This is a genomic window from Roseovarius sp. MBR-51, from assembly GCF_053628575.1.
The window spans coordinates 278,730-296,587 of sequence record NZ_JBRJGQ010000008.1 but is presented as its reverse complement, the minus strand read 5'-3'; the positions used below and the strand labels follow the sequence as shown (position 1 = coordinate 296,587).

The following is a 17,858-nucleotide window of genomic DNA, read 5'->3' as shown; positions in this document are numbered from 1 at the left end:
CCGCCCCAAGTCCGTCCCGCGTCCCAACAACCGCCTCAGCAGCGCCGGTGAAGGGGTATTTACGGTTACCCCAGAAGAGTCGCAACCCCTTTTTTACAGAAAAATGAAATTTTCTTCGGGGCGCCTGTTTTTTCTTCAAATGGCCCTGTTTTTCAACGTTTCAGGTATGAGCCCTTGACCTTACAGTGACTGGAATCCCTATCTCTTGACCAGAATAGAAAGGAATCGTCATGTCTGGTGGTGCAGGACTGAGAATCGAAGTGCAGGGGCTAAGCTGTGCGGGATGTGCCGGCCGGGCTGAGCGCGCGCTTGGCGGCGTGACAGGGCTGAGTGACATCTCCGTCAATTTTGCCAATGGGCAAGCGCATATGGTACTGCATGACACCCGTTCCACCGACATCACTGCGGCCCTGCGCGCGGCAAACTATCCGGCTCGCGAAGACGCCATCTCTCTCACCGTCTCTGGGCTCAGCTGTGCATCGTGTGTGGCCCGGGCCGAGGCGGCGCTGAACGCCCTGCCCGCTGTGCTTGAGGCACGGGTCAACCTGGCGAATGGAACCGCCTACGTCCGATATCTTCCAGGCAGCACTGATCCTGGCGTTCTGATTCGCGCCTTGACCGAAGCGGGCTATCCCTCCCGTATGAAAGATGACCACGGAGAAGATCAGGCCGCGCGGCGCAGGGCGGAGGTCGACAAGGCGCGGCGGCAGGTCTGGAATGCCGGATTGCTGACCCTACCAGTCTTTGTGTTGGAAATGGGCAGTCATGTGATCCCGGGCATGCACGCTCTGATTATGGACACGATTGGCATGACCACCTCATGGCTGGTACAGTTCGTGCTCACCACGTTGGTCCTGATCTGGCCCGGGCGGCAGTTTTATCGGCTCGGTGTCCCTGCACTGCTTAAGGCCGCGCCGGACATGAACAGCCTCGTAGCACTGGGCGCATCTGCGGCTTGGGCCTATTCGACCGTGGCACTCTTTCTGCCTGCATTACTCCCTCAGGGCAGTAGCGCTGTCTATTTTGAGGCCGCGGCGGTGATCGTCACGTTGATTCTGACCGGCCGCTGGCTTGAGGCTCGTGCCAAGGGCCGCACCGGGGCAGCTATTCAGCGCCTGATTGGGCTTCAGCCAAGAACCGCCCGTGTCGAACGCAAAGGCAACATCACCGACCTGCCAATAGAAGAGGTCGCGGTTGGTGACATCATTCACTTGAGGCCCGGGGAAAAGGTGGCAATTGACGGAGAAGTGCTCGAAGGCGCCTCTTATATTGACGAGTCGATGATCACAGGTGAACCGGCACCGGTGGCCAAAGGGCCAAGCGATGCTGTCGTAGGCGGCACCGTGAATGGTGCCGGTGCTCTGAGTTTCCGTGCGACCGCTGTGGGACACGATACGGTGCTGGCGCGGATAGTGTCGATGATCGAAGAGGCACAAGGGGCCAAGCTGCCGGTACAATTGCTGGCGGACAGGGTCGTTCGGATCTTTGTACCGGTGGTGCTTGCGATTGCGCTTCTGACGGTTGCGGTTTGGTTGATCCTCGGGCCTCAACCGGTTCTGACCCATGCGCTTGTGGCTGGGATTTCGGTTCTGATCATCGCCTGCCCCTGTGCCATGGGTTTGGCGACGCCCACCTCTATCATGGTGGGCACCGGGCGTGCGGCAGAGCTCGGCGTCCTTTTTCGCAAGGGCGAGGCCTTGCAGCGGCTGGACGAGGCGCAGATCGTGGCCTTTGACAAAACCGGCACCCTGACGCGCGGCAAGCCCGAAGTAACGCACATCTCTCTGGCCGTGGACCAGACTGAGGGCGACATCTTGCGACTGGCCTCAGCCGCGCAATCCAAGTCCGAGCATCCGATTGCGCGCGCTATCGAAGATGCAGCGGCCAGCCAGGGGGTGGACATTCCGCAGGCCAAGACGTTTCGGGCAATTGCCGGACATGGCATAATCGCAGAGGTAGAAGATCACGCATTGGTAATAGGTTCCGCACGCCTGATGAGCCGTGAGGCAATTGAAACAGGCGCATTGACCGACGCCGCGCAAAGCCTGGCCGCGGCGGGACAGACGGCCATCTATATTGCGATAGACGGGAAACTCGCCGCAGTGCTTGGCGTGGCGGATGCCGTCAAGTCGACAAGTCGCGCGGTGATCGAGACCTTGCACGCCAAGGGCATCAAGACAGCCATGATCACCGGTGACAGCACGGCAACTGCTCAATCCATAGCCCAACAGTTGGGGATTGACCATGTCGAAGCAGAGGTTCTGCCCGATGGCAAGGTGGCGGCGGTGCGAGCGCTGCAAGAGCGCTTTGGCGTGCTGGCCTTTGTGGGAGACGGCATCAATGACGCACCTGCGTTGGCACAAGCCGATGTAGGCATTGCCGTGGGCACCGGCACCGATGTTGCGATCGAGGCGGCCGATGTGGTCCTGATGTCGGGTGACCTGATCGGGGTGGTGAACGCACTCGATCTGTCAGATCGCACTCTGCGCAATATTCGGCAGAACCTTTTTTGGGCCTTTGCCTATAACGCGGCCTTGATCCCGGTGGCGGCGGGTGTGCTCTATCCGGCCACGGGCATGATGCTCTCGCCCATGCTCGCGGCGGGCGCGATGGCCCTGTCGTCTGTCTTTGTTCTGTCCAACGCGCTGCGCCTCAAGCGTCTGCAACCGGTTATGGAGGGCGTAGCATGAACATTTCAGAAGCGGCGCAAGAAACCGGCCTGCCTGCCAAGACCATTCGCTACTATGAAGACATCGGACTCATCCGTCCTCTGCGTGAAAGCAACGGTTACCGGGCCTTTCGCAAGAGCGACATCCACAAGCTGGCATTTTTGGGCCGGGCCCGCGCCTTGGGCTTCTCGATCGAGGATTGTCGCAAGCTCTTGGCGCTCTACGAGGATCAGGACCGCGCGAGCGGTGATGTCAAACATTTGGCTGAAGAGCATTTGGCGCAGATTGAGGACAAAATCGCTCAGTTGCAATCCATGCAGGCTACCTTGCGCCATCTGGTCCGGGCGTGCGCCGGTGACGCGCGCCCAGATTGTCCGATCCTTCGGGATCTCGCCGAAGGCTAACCAGGACGGGGCTCTGCCTCCGAACCCCCGAGGTATTTTGGGCCAGATGATTGCGACTTTGCGTTTCGTCTCTGGTCGAGCCCCCAAACCCTCACTGGCCGTAAGCGAGCCCTTCACGGCGAGGATCGGCACCGCCAAACAAACGCACGCCCTGTTCAATCACATGCAACCCAGATGTGAGGGAGGTCTCCCGGATCTCAAAGCCCATGGCAGTCAGTGGCTCCGCGAGCGCGCTTGCCTCAGGTTCGATGTCATAGGGACCAAAACGATTGACCAGATGCGGCAGGCTGACCGCCTCTTGCACATCCATACCCCAATCCACCCAAGCGATGATTGTCTTGACCACATAGCCAATAATCTGGCTACCGCCCGGACTGCCGAGAATGAGCACAGGCCGCCCATCACGGCGCAGGATGGTCGGGGTCATAGAAGACCGTGGTCGCTTGCCCGGAGCCACCGCATTGGCAATGGGCACACCGTCCTCATGGGTGGCAAATGAGAAATCGGTCAACTCGTTGTTGAGTAGGAAACCCCGCACCAAAAGGCGGGAACCAAAGCCATTCTCGATGGTCGAGGTCATCGAGAGCGCATTGCCATGGCTATCGACAATCGAAATATGCGACGTTGAGGGCAGTTCCAGTGACTGATCATCGGCCCAGTTTAGAGCATGGTCGAATTCGGGGGTGCCGGGCGAGACCTCTGGCAGGGCATCGTCACCCCTCAAGAGATCAGAACGGGATTTCAGGTAGTCAGGTGAGAGCAAACCTTTGAGCGGAACAGGCAAGAAATCGCTATCCGCAAGATAGCGGCCCCGGTCCGCATAGGCCAAGCGGCTGGCATCACCGATCAGACGCCATGCCTCAGCGCTATTCGAGCCAAGGGTTGCCAGATCAAACGGCTCCAATAGCCCAAGAATTTGCCCTAGAGTGATCGCCCCCGACGAGGGTGGCCCCATGCCGCAAACCTCAAAACCGCGATAAGGCGTGCATACAGCAGGTCGTTCCTTGACCCGGTAGATCGCCAGATCGAGCGGACTGAGAACCCCCGGATTTCGACCCGAGCGCTGCACCCGTTCAGCGATGTCGAGCGCCAGTTCGCCGGTGTAGAACGCCTTGACACCCTCATGTGCAAGACGCTCCAGCGTACTGGCATAGTCCGGATTGCGCAGGATTTGCCCGGCCGTGAGCGGTGCGCCATTCGGCAAGAAATAATCACGGGTTTCCGCAAAGACCTTCAATCGGTCTGCATCCGCGGCAATCAAACCAGCCAGACGCGGGCTAACCCGGAATCCATCCTCAGCCAGCCGTATCGCATCCGTGAAAAGCCCTGCCCAATCGGCACGCCCCCACCGGGCATGTGCGTCGGCCATGAGCGCGGGCGTGCCGGGTGTGCCGACGGATCGTCCGCCCACCACAGCATCAAAGAATTGCAACGGCTCCCCGGTCTCATCCTGAAAGAGTGTCGGTGTAACGGCCAGTGGCGCAGTTTCTCGCCCGTCCAATGTGGTGATTTCACCGCTCTGGCCATCATGCCAAACAAGGAAGGCCCCACCACCCAAACCAGAACTTTGCGGCTCAACCAGACCAAGCACGGCTTGGACGGACACCATGGCGTCCGCAGCAGTTCCGCCCGCCGCCAACACGCGAGCGCCGGCGTCAACCGCAAGGGGATGCGCGGCAGCAATCATCCAAGTCTGCGCTTCGACCGGACGACCTGCGTCCTTGGCGGCCTGTGCCGCCTCCAACATCGGAGGCACTTGCAATGCCCCTGCCCCGGCGCCCTCCGGCGCGACCGTGTCAGCGGCCTGTTGCGCCAGACCCGGACCGCAAAAGAGTACCCCAACAGCCAGAACAAGCGCGCGCATCGTCGTTCTCCCTAGAGTGGATCTGTCCGCCAGAGCGTGACCTTGAGCCCACCATGCGCCACCGGCGGTCCCGGTGGCAAGAAGGGCAGACCGGTCGTCTTCGCAAGGCCTGCGTCGCTCGTGACGAGCCCCACGCGCCAACCCTTCATTTCTCGCTTTAGAACCTCGCCCAAGCTGGCATAGAGACCGAAAAGCAATTTGCGGTTGCCAATGCGCGCGCCATAGGGCGGGTTGACCATCACCAATCCCGGTGACCCGTCCGGTCGGGTCAACGCCGATAGCGGCTGGCAGGTAAACTGCGTGATCCCATCCACCCCTGCGCGCTCCGCATTCTGGGACGCCATACGAACGGCGCCTGCGTCGCGATCAAAGCCGAAAAATCTCAAAGGTGTCTCACGCGCGCCTGCGGGATGCGACATCGCCGCCCAAGCGCCAGACTCAAACGCGGCCATATCTTCGAACGCAAAGCGGCGCGCCCGCCCGGGGTGACGCCCCGTCGCGATCTCTGCCGCCTCAATAGGAAAAGTACCCGAGCCGCACATCGGATCGAGAACCGGCTCGCGCCCGTCATAGCCGCATTGCCGCAGAAAGAGCGCCGCGAGGGTCTCGCGCATTGGGGCCTTGCCAACCGCCTCTTTGTAGCCACGCCGGTGCAACGGCTCGCCCGAGGTATCAAGGCTGAAGGTCACCAGATCATCCTCGATCCGGGCCATGAGGCGCAGCGCAGCCTCATCATGCACCGGCGCGCCAAGCGTCTCGGTGATCGCCTTGACGATCCTCTCTTCGGCGGCTCCTGCGTGATAGATCTTCGACTTTCGACACGTGACTTCGACGCGCAGCGGGACATCGGCGCGCAAATGCACGGCCCACCCGAACTTGCGCGCACGTTTGTCAAGTTGCGCCAGATGAAAGGCGCGGAACGAGCCAATCCGCGCCAGCACCCGACCCGCACCGCGCAATTCCAGATTTGCCCGCCATACATCCGGCCAGAGCCCCAAAAAACTGACCCCTCCAGGCAGGATTGTGACCGGACCGAACCCGTGCTCAATAGCCTCTTCGGCAAGGGCGTTTTCATGCCCCGGTGGTGCGGCGAGAAATATCTCAAAAGGCTCTGATAGGCTCATTGCGCCGTCATAAGAGGAATTGCAGCCAAAGGCGAGCGCTCAGAGCATTGAGGGCACAACCTGATCAGGCGGGCGATGCCCATCGTCAAAGGTCTTGATGTTGATGATGACCTTTTCGCCCATCTCGATCCGACCTTCGAGAGTGGCCGATCCCATATGCGGCAAGAGAACGACATTCTTGAGCTCTCGCAGTCGGGGATTGATGTCCGCACCGTGCTCGTAGACATCAAGCCCGGCACCCGCGATTTCACCTGCCCGCAGCATGCGCGTCAGGGCATTCTCGTCGATGACCTCGCCGCGTGACGTGTTGACGATCACCGCATCGGGCTTCATCAACTTGAGCCGCCGCGCGTTCATCAGGTGAAAGGTGGAAGGCGTATGCGGGCAGTTGATGCTGAGCACATCCATCCGCGCCACCATTTGATCGAGGCTCTCCCAATAGGTAGCCTGCAAGGCCTCTTCGGTTTCAGGACGCAACCGGCGGCGATTGTGGTAATGGATCTGCATGCCAAAGGCGGCGGCGCGCCGCGCCACTGCCTGTCCGATCCGCCCCATGCCAAGAATACCCAGACGCCGCCCAGCAACCCGGCCACCCAGCAAAGCTGTCGGCGACCAACCCTGCCAGTCACCAGACTGCATCACCGCCAAGCCCTCGGGCAAGCGCCGCGTTACGCTAAGGAGCAGGGCCATGGTCATATCCGCAGTATCATCAGCGGACACTCCCGGTGTGTTTGATACGAGAATTCCATGTTGGCGCGCGGTGCCTACGTCAATGTGATCAACCCCTGCCCCGTAGTTGGCGATGAGTTTCAGACGGTCCCCGGCCTGCGCGATCAGGCTGGCGTCAATCCGGTCCGACAGCGTTGGGACCAGCACATCGACGTCCCTCACGGCACGGGCCAGTTCCTCGCGGGTCATTGGCGCATCTGTCTCGCGCAATCGGACGTCAAATAGTTCACGCATCCGCGTCTCCACCGGTTCAGGCAGGCGTCGCGTAACAACAACACTCAGGCGTGCAGATGGCATGAAGCCCTCCTTAAAACTTTCCTTTCAGGCGCGTTGCTGCCAGAGTGGCGCAGGAAAGAGCGGGGCACAAGAACCCCCTTGCAATTTGTCGGGCAGAAATCGAATGACGGTGATGAAATCAGGTCTTGCGGCCGTTTTTACGTTGATATTTGTCGGTCCGCTGGCCGCAACCGCCGAAGACCGTGGGCCGGTCACAAACCTACCTCTACCGCGGTTTGTATCGATGAAGGCCGCCGAGGGAAATGTGCGCCGGGGGCCCAGCCTGACGCATCGGATTGACTGGATCTTTAAACGCCGCGATATGCCGCTCGAGATCACGGCAGAGCATGGCCATTGGCGGCGGGTGCGTGACCGCGACGGCGCAGGCGGTTGGGTGCATTACACGCTCTTGTCAGGCGTACGCACAGCAAGTGTCGAAGTCGAGATGCTGGATCTTCTGGTCAAGCCTGAGCCGGATACAATGGTTGTGGCGCGATTGGAGCAAGGCGTCATCGCCCGAGTCGAGGAATGCAAGCCAGACTGGTGCGCGATCTCGGCTGCGGGATACGACGGATGGGCCCCGAAAACTGCACTCTGGGGTGTCAAAGCCAGCGAAACCTTTGAGTGACGCAGTTAATCATGCGAAGGATTCCAAAGTAATTTCAGAAACATAATGACCGAAACACACGAGCAGGTGTTTTTTTTACCAAGCACCCTTGAACCGCGCCAAGGTCCAGAGTAATTAGCGCGGCACGTTGGGGTGTAGCCAAGTGGTAAGGCATCGGTTTTTGGTACCGTGTACCGTAGGTTCGAATCCTACCACCCCAGCCAACTTTCTGAAATTATCGTTTCAAATCAACCAACCTGCCATATTGGCTGGGATGGTCTGAGGCGTTACGACACAAGCGTTTACACAGACGTTTACACAAGTGTTTACACAGAGCGCCCCGAAAGTCCGGTTTCGAGTGATTTTTCTTGCCTGAACAGTGACCGAAATCGAGGTCACCATGGATCGAACTTTTTACCTTACCAGACGATGTGAAACTTGGTTTTTCCGCCGTCGCGTCCCAGGGTTGTCCACAGAATACCGCCCTGTGATGCTCTCCTTAGGGACGACAGATCGTAAACTGGCCCTTAAATGCTGTGCAAAGCTCACTGCACAGATGGACCGGATGCTCGACGACGATCTTCATATGACACTGCCAGAAGCGGAGGTGACTGCCTTTTTCAAGGCCGAGCTGCGCCGTGTCATGCGTGATCTCAGGATCGAGCGCACGATCGAACATGTCGATGGGTCCATGACAACCGGCAAGGCGCGTCAGAATCATCTCAACGCCATTATTCTGTCCGGCATGGCCGAAGATGGCCTCCGCAAAGAAATGCCTCAAGCGCGACTGGCGGCAATAAGTCCGGTCCTGCGAGATGAAGCCGCACAATTGCACCGTAAGGCCTATGCGGAGTGCATGTCAGACAGCTTCAACGAGGGCATCCAACTGCGTGCCGCCGACCTTTTGGATCGCTCGACCTTTACGGAATATGACAAACTGTTCCTGCGCAAGGCCGCCATTGAGGCGCGCATGGCCGCCTATACCGCCTTGGAGACAGTTCCCATCCACGCATCGGATCAGGCGCGGGCGGCGGCTCTGGATCTTCTCACAGGGCATCAAGCAGCCTCCGCACCGGACATCCCGCTACCGCCCCCAAGTCTGCCCGAAGTGGGGACCACGGCCCCCGCCCCGCAGCAATGCCTTACCGACGGCGTAGAACTGATCAGGGGTCGCTTCACCGCACAGACAATCCACCATCAGCGCGATCAGGCCATGCGCCAGCCCGAGGAGCCGACATTTGACGGCATCTCAGAAAATGTCGTGGTTGATCGGATCTGGGGCGCGGACTTGTTTGGCACCGCTGTTCGGATGATCCGGAAATCGAAGTCACAGGAAGACACCTGCCTGCAAAAACTGAAATCCGTGAGCCTGTTCATCTATCTGACCGGTGTGCAGATGGTAACAGACATCCGCCAGCACCATCTCGAAATGTTCAGCCATGGTCTCGAAAAGCAACTGCCAACGCACTATTGGAAATCGGATGCACAGAAAAACCGGACATTCAAGGAATTGGCGGAGAGCGTTCAGAACAGAACGGATATTGCAGTGGGCCTGTCGCCCCCGACGATCGCGCGGCATCTGACGACCATCGTCAGTATCATCCAATTCGCCGCCAACGAAGGAAACACGGTCCCGTTCACACCCGAGCCACCCGCCAGCGGGGGCACAAATCGGGGCACTTTTGCGCTGAGAACAGCCCGCGCGCCGAGAACACGAATTGATCGGCGCCGGTGCCCCCCGTCATCTGATCGTTGCCAGCCCCGCCGTTGATCGTGTCATTGCCCGCGCCACCGTCGATCACATCGTCACGGCCACCGCCTGCGAGGAAATCGTTGCCGTCGCCGCCCGAGATGTCATCGTCGCCTTCTCCGCCGCCCACGCGGTCATCACCTGCGCCCGCATCAATCGTGTCGCGCCCGGTGCCGCCGCCGATGTCATCCGCGCCGTCGCCACCGTCGATGCTGTCGTTGCCAAAGCTGCCGGACATGCTGTCATTGCCGTCGCCGCCCGAGAGCGTGTCATTGTCGGCCCCGCCCGCAACCACGTCAGCGCCCGCGCCGCCCGAGATGCTATCGGCGCCAAAACCGCCGCCGATGATGTCATCCCCATCGCCGCCGTCGATGGTGTCATTCCCTAGGCCTCCGCCGATGTTGTCGTTGCCGGGGCCGCCGATCGCCAGATCGTTGCCATCCGAGGACGAGATCGAATCGTTGCCCGCCCCGCCGTCAATACTGTCATCGCCCGGACCTGCGGCGATCTGATCGTCACCATCCGTGCCCGTGAGCGTATCATCGCCATCGGTGCCGGTGATCACGTCGGTCGGCCCCGGATTTACCGTGGTGCCCACCGCAAGCTGCCCGAGCAGCAGGGCATCACCGGGGACGTCAAAGAACAGAATTTCGCCAGTGGGCGTGACGTGAACCTCGACAATATCGGGATCAATGCCGGCAAAGCTGTCGTCCAGCACGACAACCTGATCCTGTAGCACGCCATTCACATCAAACCGGCGCACATGGAGATCTATCTGACTGACAAACTCGTTGCCTGCCTGAAACGCCAGCGCAAAACCGCCATCCGCCAAGGGGAACAGCTCTGGTTCGAACTGACGGGCCGCCAACTCGCCGCCTGCGTTTGCCTTGAAGGCAGGCGTGTTCAACGTCCCATCGGGATTGAGGATCATCAGCGTCATCTCGCTGACACGGCTGAGCGCGTTGGCGGAGTCGTAGGTGTTGACGGCGATCACGATCCGCCCGTCGGGCAGCCGCAAAATCGCATAATCATCCAACTCGCCAAAGATTGCCTCGGGGAAGAAGGTATCATCCAGCAAAACGATCGGGTCGCCAACGGCGGCCAGATTCGCATCGACAAAGCTGCCATAGAGGAAATTGCCAGTGCTGGCGCGGGCATCGGGATCGGTGTAGCCGATGGTGAAGAACCCACCATCCGGCAATTCCACAGCACCGGTGTTGAAGATCGAGCCAGCGGTCATCTCTGCCGGGTCGATCTGAAAGATCACATCGCCCACCGTACTATCCGGAAAAATCTTGCGAAGGACATTATGGACAACCAGACCGGTGCCGTCCGACAAGGAAATCACCGAACCGGGATCTGGAAGGAACAGAACAACGGGCGCGGTCACGATGCTCGCGATGCTGCCCTGCGCGTTGAGCGTCACGATAAAGTTGGTAAAGGTATCCTGAACCACTAAAGCTCCGTTGGAATCGCGCAGCCCGTCTGTAGTCTCATTCAGATAGAGGACAGCACTGCCGTCAGGCTGGGAAATGGAGAATTCGAGCTTGTTGCGATAGGTCCCCACCTCAGCTTCGGGCGCCTCGCCAACACGCAGGCGCACAGGATCGCCGATCCGGACACCGTCAGCGTCTAAAAGCTGATATGTGAGCACGTTCTCGAATGTGGCTGCGGGAAACGTTAGCTGGTTGGAATTGTCAAAGCTGATAAAATTACCATTGGACAACAAAAGGACTTCTTCAGAATTCATGGGCTGCTCCGATAAGGTCTCTAAATCTGGTGAGGCCGCGTTTCGTCCGCGGCCCCTTTGGATCATAATGGGTCTGGCCCCAAAATCGGGGATGACCAAATGTAAATACAATTTAACGTGAGCGCGCAACACATGTTATAGCCCTGCGGCCCTACGCGGCAGCGTGGGATTTCCCGGCACCGCCGCTGTGCCCCACAGGTCGAGGAAGGCAGAAAAATCCGCCTCCCATCCCGATTTAGGCGCGCTGCGCCGCCTCAGACTTGAGGTCCATATCCAGCTTGACGCTTTGGGTTTTGCCCTCCTTGCTTTCGCCGAAATAGATCGTCTGATGCGGAAAGGGGATTTCGATGTTGCGGGCGTCAAAGACCTTCTTCAGCACGCCATTATAGGCCCGCCCAATCCCCCATTGCCGACCCGGCACGCATTTGATCCGGGCGCGCAGCATCACGGCGCTGTCGCCAAAGCTGTTGACGCCGAACCATTCCAGATCGTCGAGAATACCGTTGGCCTGATCGGGATCACCCCTGAGTTCGGCAAAGGCATCAAGCATCGCCTGTTTCACCTCGTCGACATTCTCGCGGTACGCTACGCCCATGTCACAGACGAAATAGCCGTAATCGCGCACATAGTTCGAAACCATGTCGACCGAGGAAAACGGGATGATGTGATAGACGCCCTGCACGTCGCGCAGGCTGACCGAGCGGATCGTCAGCCGCTCGACCGTGCCGGTGACACCGCCAACTGTGACCACATCGCCCACGTTCATCGCATTCTCGAACTGGATGAAAATGCCGGTGATGATGTCCTGCACCATCTTTTGTGCGCCAAAACCGATGGCGAGGCCCAGCACCCCGGCCGAGGCCAGAAGCGGCGCGATGTCGAGCCCGATTTCGGCCAACACGAACATCAGGGTGACAACGACCAGGGCAATCGTCGCGGCATTGCGCAAGAGCGTAAGCAGCGTCTGTTCGCGCGCGGTGGCCACCTTGCCGAATTCAGGGTTGAGCCGGTAATCCACCCAAGAGGTCAGCGCCAGCCACAGACCAAATGACACAAGCAGCACCAGCGACACCGACAGTATCATACCCGTGAGACGCAGGCCGAACTGGCTTACCATCCAAGCGCGCAAGTCGATCAGACCGATAGCGTTCACCGCAAGCACCACGACCAGACCAAAGATCATGGCGCGCAGCACAAAGAGCACCTTTGGCACAAAGGCGTTGAGCCGCCCTTGCAAAAGCGGCACGCGCGCCGACACCCCCGGCGGAAGCATCACACCGCGCACCATCGCTCGGCTGAGAAACCCCGCAACCGAAAACCCAAGAAGCCCGACGACGAGCACCTGACCAGACGCAAGAAACGTCCGGAATACCGCATTGCCCGGACTGAGCAGCACGATCACGAACATCGCCAATAGGTATCCAAGTGCAGGCCAATGCCAGTGCCGCGCGAGATAGGACAGAGCCCCATGTCCCCTGCGGCGCGGAGTGATCGGACTTTCAGTCAGACCAAGGTCGTTCGTGTCGTGTAGGCTCGTCGCCATACGTGGTGCGCCGATTTCTTCGACCGCCTCGGATGTTTGGGTTTCTGCAAGTCGCTTGCCGGCGAGATCTATGTCCCCTTCCCCAAGAAGCCAATCGGTCACTGTCTTGCGGTTGCGCAGTACCAGCCAGATGGCAAAGGTGAGGACGGCAAAAGCGATGAGCGCGGATACAGCCCGACCAGCGGCAAAGGACACATTGCTGTTGATGATCGGCACGACCAGCAATTGACCATATCCTACGACCCCGACCATGAGGTTGATCCGCGACGACAGATAGCTTGCGGCCCGGTCGCTGATTGGAAGCGGCCTGAGGGATGTCGCCGAGGGCGACAGCACAAGTCTGACCGCGACCTTTGCCATTTCTACCAAAAGGAACGCGTTGAGATAGAGTGTCTGGCGGATGCCGATTTGCCCAAACTCGCCCAGCGCCAAGGTTGCCAAGGCATATCCTGCGGCCCAAGCGACAATGACAATCAAGGCGTCAATCACCGCAGAAATGATGAATAACATGACAGTCCGCACCATACCGCCGTCGCGCGCAGAGGCGCTCATCCGGGCGTAAAGCGATTTTCCAAGTCCCCGCAGCACAAAAAACGCAACGATGGTTCCGACGATCACCAGCGCCAGTTCGGCCAGCGCTTCGAGCAGAATACCGGCCTCTCCGCCGCTCAAACCATCAAGCACAGCGGGCGCACGCGCGACCTGTTGTGACAGGCTCGCAGCCCATCCTGCGACATCTTCGGCAGCAGCTTGCGTGATCAATGCCACCCGGCGTCCAAAGGACAAATCCTCAGGTCGGGCCTCGCCTTGGGCCAGCGTGTCCACCACCTCATCGCCAAGGGGCGCGGCTTCGGACACACCCACATCCCGGAGCCGCTCAATCAGATCGGCCCTCGCGGTGTCGTCTTCAATAACGTCAAGAAGCAGATCAACGCTGGAACGCGGCGCGCTGAGGCCTTCCGAGCTCGGCGCGGTTTCCTGCGCGGCGACCGCCGTAACCATCAAAAACAGTGCAACGAGAAAACTCGCAAAAAATCGTGCCATGACTCACAGTCTCCATGTCCCGTTTGATTTTTGGGCACATGGAAGCGCCCGTGATAGCGCGTGGAAACAGTCTCGCTACGCGCCGCGCTGATCAGCGTCAGGACCTCATAACCTATTGGAATATCCTCTGGGGTCAAGGATTGGCCGGGATTTAGTAAGTTTTGCCATGACTGTGCGACACGGACCGCATTGGCAACACGCCAGCAACATCACAATCGCTTTAAGTGCTGCGTCCTGTTACGCGCAGCGGATCGCGACCCGTCGCAACCGGCCGGGTCGCGACCTTTCTCAGCCGAGGTGATGGACGTCTTGCCGCCCATAAACCGGCGTTTCGATCCCTTCCATCCGCGCCTTGAGTTGCAGGGCGAGGAATTGTGAATAGTGCCGCGACTGATGCAGATTACCACCATGGAACCAAAGCGCTTCGACTTGGGTGGGCTTCCACATGTTGCGCTGTTCACCTTCCCATGGACCGGGGTCTTTGGTCGTGTCAGAGCCAAGCCCCCAGACCTTGCCGACACGGTCAGCCATCTCCTGCCCCATCAGGTCCGCAACCCAACCGTTCATGGAGTTATAGCCTGTCGCATAGACGATCAGATCCGCCTCGAGTTTTTCACCCGTATCCAAGATCACGCCATCTTCCACCACTTCGACAACCTGCCCCTGTGTCAGCTTGACCTTGGCGTCGATGATCAACTGACTCGCACCCACGTCGATATAATAGCCCGATCCCCGCCGCAGATATTTCATGAACAGCCCGGAGCCGTCATCGCCCCAGTCGAGCTGAAATCCGGCGTTCTCAAGTCCTGCGTAGAAATCGGCATCAACCTCTCGCATCTTGTCATAGAGGGGAATCTGGAATTCATGCATGATCCGGTAGGGCAGCGACGCAAATATGAGATCGGCCTTTTCCGTCGTCATGCCGTCGCGCACCGCCTGTTCCGAATATAGCCCGCCCAGACCGATCTCCATCAGCGTGTCAGAGCGCACGATATGCGTGGACGACCGCTGCACCATGGTCACATCAGCGTCATGCTCCCAAAGCGCGGCACAGATGTCATGCGCAGAGTTGTTTGAACCGATGACAACGCATTTCTTGCCCGAATAGGCATCGGGGCCGGGGTGCTGTGACGAATGCTGCTGATCGCCCTTGAACTTGTCCATGCCGGGAAAATTCGGCAGGCGTGCCTTGCCCGACATACCCGTTGCCATGACAAGCTGTTTTGGGCGGAGCGTGACCTCCTCACCGTCGCGATCCACGACGACGACCCACTCACCGGTTGAGTCGTCATAACGGGCGGATTTTGCCTCCGAGCGGGTCCAGTAATTCAACTCCATCACCTTGGTGTACATTTCCAGCCAATCACCAATCTTGTCTTTGGGGGCAAAGACCGGCCAGTTTTCCGGAAACTTGATATAGGGAAGATGATCGTACCAAACCGGATCATGCAGGCAGAGCGATTTATACCGCTTGCGCCAACTGTCGCCGGGGCGATCGTTCCGCTCAATGATGATCGTCGGCACGCCCAGTTGCCGCAACCGCGCGCCCAGCGCAATGCCTCCCTGCCCACCGCCAATGATCACGGTATGTGGCTGCGTCTCGTAGCCCAGCGTTTGCGCCTCCTTCTCGCGCTCTTCCTTCCATGTGGTGCGCTCTTTGTCCGCGCCGTGTTTGGCCCCTAGCGGGCGGGCAAAGCCCTTGGGCTCCTCGTAGCCCTTCAACTCGACCATGGTCGTGAGCAGCGTCCAGATCTTTCCCTTCTTCAGCCGGATCAGACCATAGCCGCGCGCCACCTCGGTCTCGAACTCAATCCACGCCGTCGTGACGTCCCCGGCTTCGTCCGGCACCTCGCCTGTGGCGATTCTCCAGTTGCGGGGTTTTGTTGTAGCGAGTTGCCGGCGCAGCATGTCCTCAACCTGATCTTTGCCTTCGACCGTCTTGAGGTTCCAGGTGAACGTAACCAGATCACGCCAATAGCAATCGTCCTGAAACATCTCGCGCGCGGCGGCAATGTCACCTACCTCGAGTGTCTTGCCGAATTTATCGAGAAACGCCTGTGTCTGATCGACCACTGTCGAATCGAGCATGTTATCCTCCCTTGGTTGTGGCTTTTCGCAACGGAAGGCTGGCATGCTCAGGCCGTCCCTGACTATGGTTTTGAATCCCGCACAGGTTCAATTCCGAGATTGCACCGCCCTGATGTTGCGCGCGCAACGCCGTGCAACACTGCGTCCCCTCTCTAGTGCGGTGGCACCAACCCCGCTTTACGCACACGTCGCAGAACGGTCGAGCGGTTGAGGCCAAGCCGCTTGGCGGCCTTGGACATATTCCAGCCACAGGCGTCAAGAAGCGCCTCAAGATCTTGTTCAGGGGTATTGTCCGGTTCTGCAGCAAAACTGGGCGCAGGTAGATCGGGCAGATCAATAACCTTGCCGTCGGTGACGCTCACGGCAACCTTGATCACGCTTTCCAACTCTCGGATGTTGCCCGGCCAATTCCGCGCGCCAAGTTCCGCCCGCGCAGAGGGCGATAGGGTCAAATCAGTATCGGCAAACCGCCGCATCAGCCGATCAATCAGCCAATCGAGATCATGCCTCATCCGCAGCGGCGGGAGCCGAAATCGATCACCGGCAAGCCGGAAAAAGAGATCGGATCGAAACCGTCCCTCTTGCGTCGCACGGGCAAGATCGCAGCGAGAAGAGATGATAAGACGCAGATCATCGCGCGCCTCCAGAACCCTCAATAACGCCGCCTGGCCGGGCGCCTCCAGATCCTCAACCCCTTTGAGGAAAAGCGTGCCACACGGCACATCCGCCAACCCTGCAATGCTTTGGCAAGATGCAGCGGCGCAAATCAAGACATGAAACGGACGTCCCGATGGTCCGCAAACATGAATCCCACGCGCCAGCCGCTCCTTGCCAGTGCCGGTCTCGCCTTCGATCAAGAGCGGCACACGCGTCGAAGCCAGCCGCGCCGCGCGCACCAACAGAGGGCCAAGTACCGGATCAGCCCCCGCGAAACTCGACAAGGCACCCGGCAAGGGCGCGAACGCCGGACCTCGAACAACCCGCGCCACTTGCGGCGCGATCGCATGTCCGAAAAGACCCCGTCCATCCTGGAGGCGTACCACCCGCTCTTCTGTTGGACGGCCACGCATCAGGTCGGGAAGATCATCGACCGATATTTCCAGAACGTTCTCAATTGAACTGCCGATCAACCCCTCGGACCGCCCCGGAGCCAGCAGACTGACCGCACCATGCGTCATGCCGACGATCCGGCCCGACCCATCCAGTGCCACTGCTGCCTCGGGATCAACCTCGAGAAACTCAGGACTTGCGGAAAACCGCAGCACCCAATCGCGCCGCGTCATCGCCATGAGGTTGGCCATCTCGACCCGGCGCGCCGATGCCCTGACGAGATTGATCGCAAGGTTTTGGCTGGATTTTGGCGACGGTGAGCGAAGAAGCGAGATGTCGAGCACCGCCGTCAGCTGTCCCTGCATGTCATAGATTGGCGCTGCGGTGCAGGAGAGTGGAATATGCGCCACCCCAAAGTGATCACTCTGGTGGATTGTCACAGCCTCACCGGTGACAAGACAGGACCCAACCCCGCAGGTGCCCGCCAGATCCTCGGACCAATTGGACCCGAGATATAGCCCCGCCTGACGCAGTTCGTCCTCAAACTTCGGATCACCAAAAAAATCGACACAGATACCTTCTGAGTCGGCCAAGAGCAGCACATAATTCTGCCCCGCCACCTGCCGAAAGAGCGATTGCAGCCCGGACCGCGCCGTGGCGATCAGACGCTCGGATTGCTCGCGGTGACGTCGCAATTCGGCATCAGTCACGATATGCGCAGCGTCCGCCTGCGCCGGGTCCATGCCATAGGTCTCGACACAGCGCCGCCAACTGTCCAGCACAATTGCATCGCGGCCCGGCCCCATAGAAGTGCCGCGCAAGGCGCGGTCAATCTCCCGCACATGGTCCAGATCACTCATGCCGTCCTCCTCGGCCTGAAAATCCTACAGTGGCTGAATAAGCATCTGCTTTCTCGCATCTCAGGAGGCGTCCGAGAGCGTGTGATCGAGTATATCAAGT

10 protein-coding genes, 1 tRNA gene and 1 pseudogene are annotated in these 17,858 nt (G+C 59.5%); 5 read left to right on the top strand and 7 right to left on the bottom strand.

Going from position 1 to position 17,858, the window contains the following annotated elements:
• The first annotated feature begins 230 nt into the window (after positions 1 to 230).
• Positions 231 to 2,690: a heavy metal translocating P-type ATPase gene (locus ACSSVY_RS14140; RefSeq protein ID WP_454270213.1), complete on the top strand. Its 2,460-nt coding sequence runs from the start codon at positions 231 to 233 to the stop codon at positions 2,688 to 2,690.
• A complete protein-coding gene (gene cueR, locus ACSSVY_RS14135) occupies positions 2,687 to 3,073 on the top strand; it encodes a Cu(I)-responsive transcriptional regulator (protein WP_454270212.1) in 387 nt (128 codons plus the stop codon). The genes ACSSVY_RS14140 and cueR overlap by 4 nt, the downstream gene beginning before the upstream one ends.
• Before the next feature lie 91 nt (positions 3,074 to 3,164).
• Here the strand turns inward: cueR and ggt are convergent, their stop codons facing one another.
• The 3 genes from ggt to ACSSVY_RS14120 are packed head-to-tail and all read right to left on the bottom strand — an operon-like array spanning position 3,165 to position 7,087.
• Entirely contained in the window at positions 3,165 to 4,937 is a 1,773-nt protein-coding gene (gene ggt / locus ACSSVY_RS14130; protein ID WP_454270211.1) for a gamma-glutamyltransferase, read from the bottom strand.
• 11 nt (positions 4,938 to 4,948) lie between these two features.
• Positions 4,949 to 6,061: a THUMP domain-containing class I SAM-dependent RNA methyltransferase gene (locus ACSSVY_RS14125; RefSeq protein WP_454270210.1), complete on the bottom strand. Its 1,113-nt coding sequence runs from the start codon at positions 6,059 to 6,061 to the stop codon at positions 4,949 to 4,951.
• Positions 6,062 to 6,100: 39 nt separating this feature from the next.
• The gene (locus ACSSVY_RS14120; protein WP_040650340.1) at positions 6,101 to 7,087 is read right to left on the bottom strand and encodes a 2-hydroxyacid dehydrogenase; all 987 of its coding nucleotides are present in this window, start codon (positions 7,085 to 7,087) and stop codon (positions 6,101 to 6,103) included.
• A gap of 103 nt (positions 7,088 to 7,190) precedes the next feature.
• Here ACSSVY_RS14120 and ACSSVY_RS14115 point away from each other — a divergent pair, with 103 nt between their 5' ends.
• The 3 genes and pseudogenes from ACSSVY_RS14115 to ACSSVY_RS14105 all read left to right on the top strand — a co-directional run.
• Complete coding sequence (locus ACSSVY_RS14115) at positions 7,191 to 7,694, top strand: SH3 domain-containing protein (RefSeq protein WP_454270209.1); 504 nt, start codon at positions 7,191 to 7,193, stop codon at positions 7,692 to 7,694.
• Positions 7,695 to 7,822: 128 nt separating this feature from the next.
• Positions 7,823 to 7,897 (top strand) — tRNA-Gln (locus tag ACSSVY_RS14110).
• 176 nt (positions 7,898 to 8,073) lie between these two features.
• Positions 8,074 to 8,235 (top strand): annotated as a pseudogene (locus ACSSVY_RS14105) (DUF6538 domain-containing protein); the annotation flags it as partial.
• Positions 8,236 to 9,310: 1,075 nt separating this feature from the next.
• Here ACSSVY_RS14105 and ACSSVY_RS14100 read toward each other — a convergent pair.
• From ACSSVY_RS14100 to ACSSVY_RS14085, 4 genes are all read right to left on the bottom strand, one after another.
• A complete protein-coding gene (locus ACSSVY_RS14100) occupies positions 9,311 to 11,173 on the bottom strand; it encodes a calcium-binding protein (RefSeq protein WP_454270208.1) in 1,863 nt (620 codons plus the stop codon).
• Between the two features lie 235 nt (positions 11,174 to 11,408).
• Positions 11,409 to 13,760, bottom strand: coding sequence for a mechanosensitive ion channel domain-containing protein (locus ACSSVY_RS14095; protein WP_454270207.1), 2,352 nt, complete (start codon positions 13,758 to 13,760; stop codon positions 11,409 to 11,411).
• 288 nt (positions 13,761 to 14,048) lie between these two features.
• Complete coding sequence (locus ACSSVY_RS14090) at positions 14,049 to 15,848, bottom strand: NAD(P)-binding domain-containing protein (RefSeq protein WP_454270206.1); 1,800 nt, start codon at positions 15,846 to 15,848, stop codon at positions 14,049 to 14,051.
• 152 nt (positions 15,849 to 16,000) lie between these two features.
• Positions 16,001 to 17,758: a sigma-54-dependent Fis family transcriptional regulator gene (locus ACSSVY_RS14085; protein ID WP_454270205.1), complete on the bottom strand. Its 1,758-nt coding sequence runs from the start codon at positions 17,756 to 17,758 to the stop codon at positions 16,001 to 16,003.
• Between the last annotated feature and the right edge of the window lie 100 nt (positions 17,759 to 17,858).

What these genes read in the sequence shown, in the direction of transcription:
- ACSSVY_RS14140 (WP_454270213.1), top strand. Translation starts at nt 231, where the DNA reads ATGTCTGGTGGTGCAGGACTGAGAATCGAAGTGCAGGGGCTAAGCTGT.
- cueR (WP_454270212.1), top strand. Translation starts at nt 2,687, where the DNA reads ATGAACATTTCAGAAGCGGCGCAAGAAACCGGCCTGCCTGCCAAGACC.
- ggt (WP_454270211.1), bottom strand. Translation starts at nt 4,937, where the DNA reads ATGCGCGCGCTTGTTCTGGCTGTTGGGGTACTCTTTTGCGGTCCGGGT.
- ACSSVY_RS14125 (WP_454270210.1), bottom strand. Translation starts at nt 6,061, where the DNA reads ATGAGCCTATCAGAGCCTTTTGAGATATTTCTCGCCGCACCACCGGGG.
- ACSSVY_RS14120 (WP_040650340.1), bottom strand. Translation starts at nt 7,087, where the DNA reads ATGCCATCTGCACGCCTGAGTGTTGTTGTTACGCGACGCCTGCCTGAA.
- ACSSVY_RS14115 (WP_454270209.1), top strand. Translation starts at nt 7,191, where the DNA reads ATGACGGTGATGAAATCAGGTCTTGCGGCCGTTTTTACGTTGATATTT.
- ACSSVY_RS14100 (WP_454270208.1), bottom strand. Translation starts at nt 11,173, where the DNA reads ATGAATTCTGAAGAAGTCCTTTTGTTGTCCAATGGTAATTTTATCAGC.
- ACSSVY_RS14095 (WP_454270207.1), bottom strand. Translation starts at nt 13,760, where the DNA reads ATGGCACGATTTTTTGCGAGTTTTCTCGTTGCACTGTTTTTGATGGTT.
- ACSSVY_RS14090 (WP_454270206.1), bottom strand. Translation starts at nt 15,848, where the DNA reads ATGCTCGATTCGACAGTGGTCGATCAGACACAGGCGTTTCTCGATAAA.
- ACSSVY_RS14085 (WP_454270205.1), bottom strand. Translation starts at nt 17,758, where the DNA reads ATGAGTGATCTGGACCATGTGCGGGAGATTGACCGCGCCTTGCGCGGC.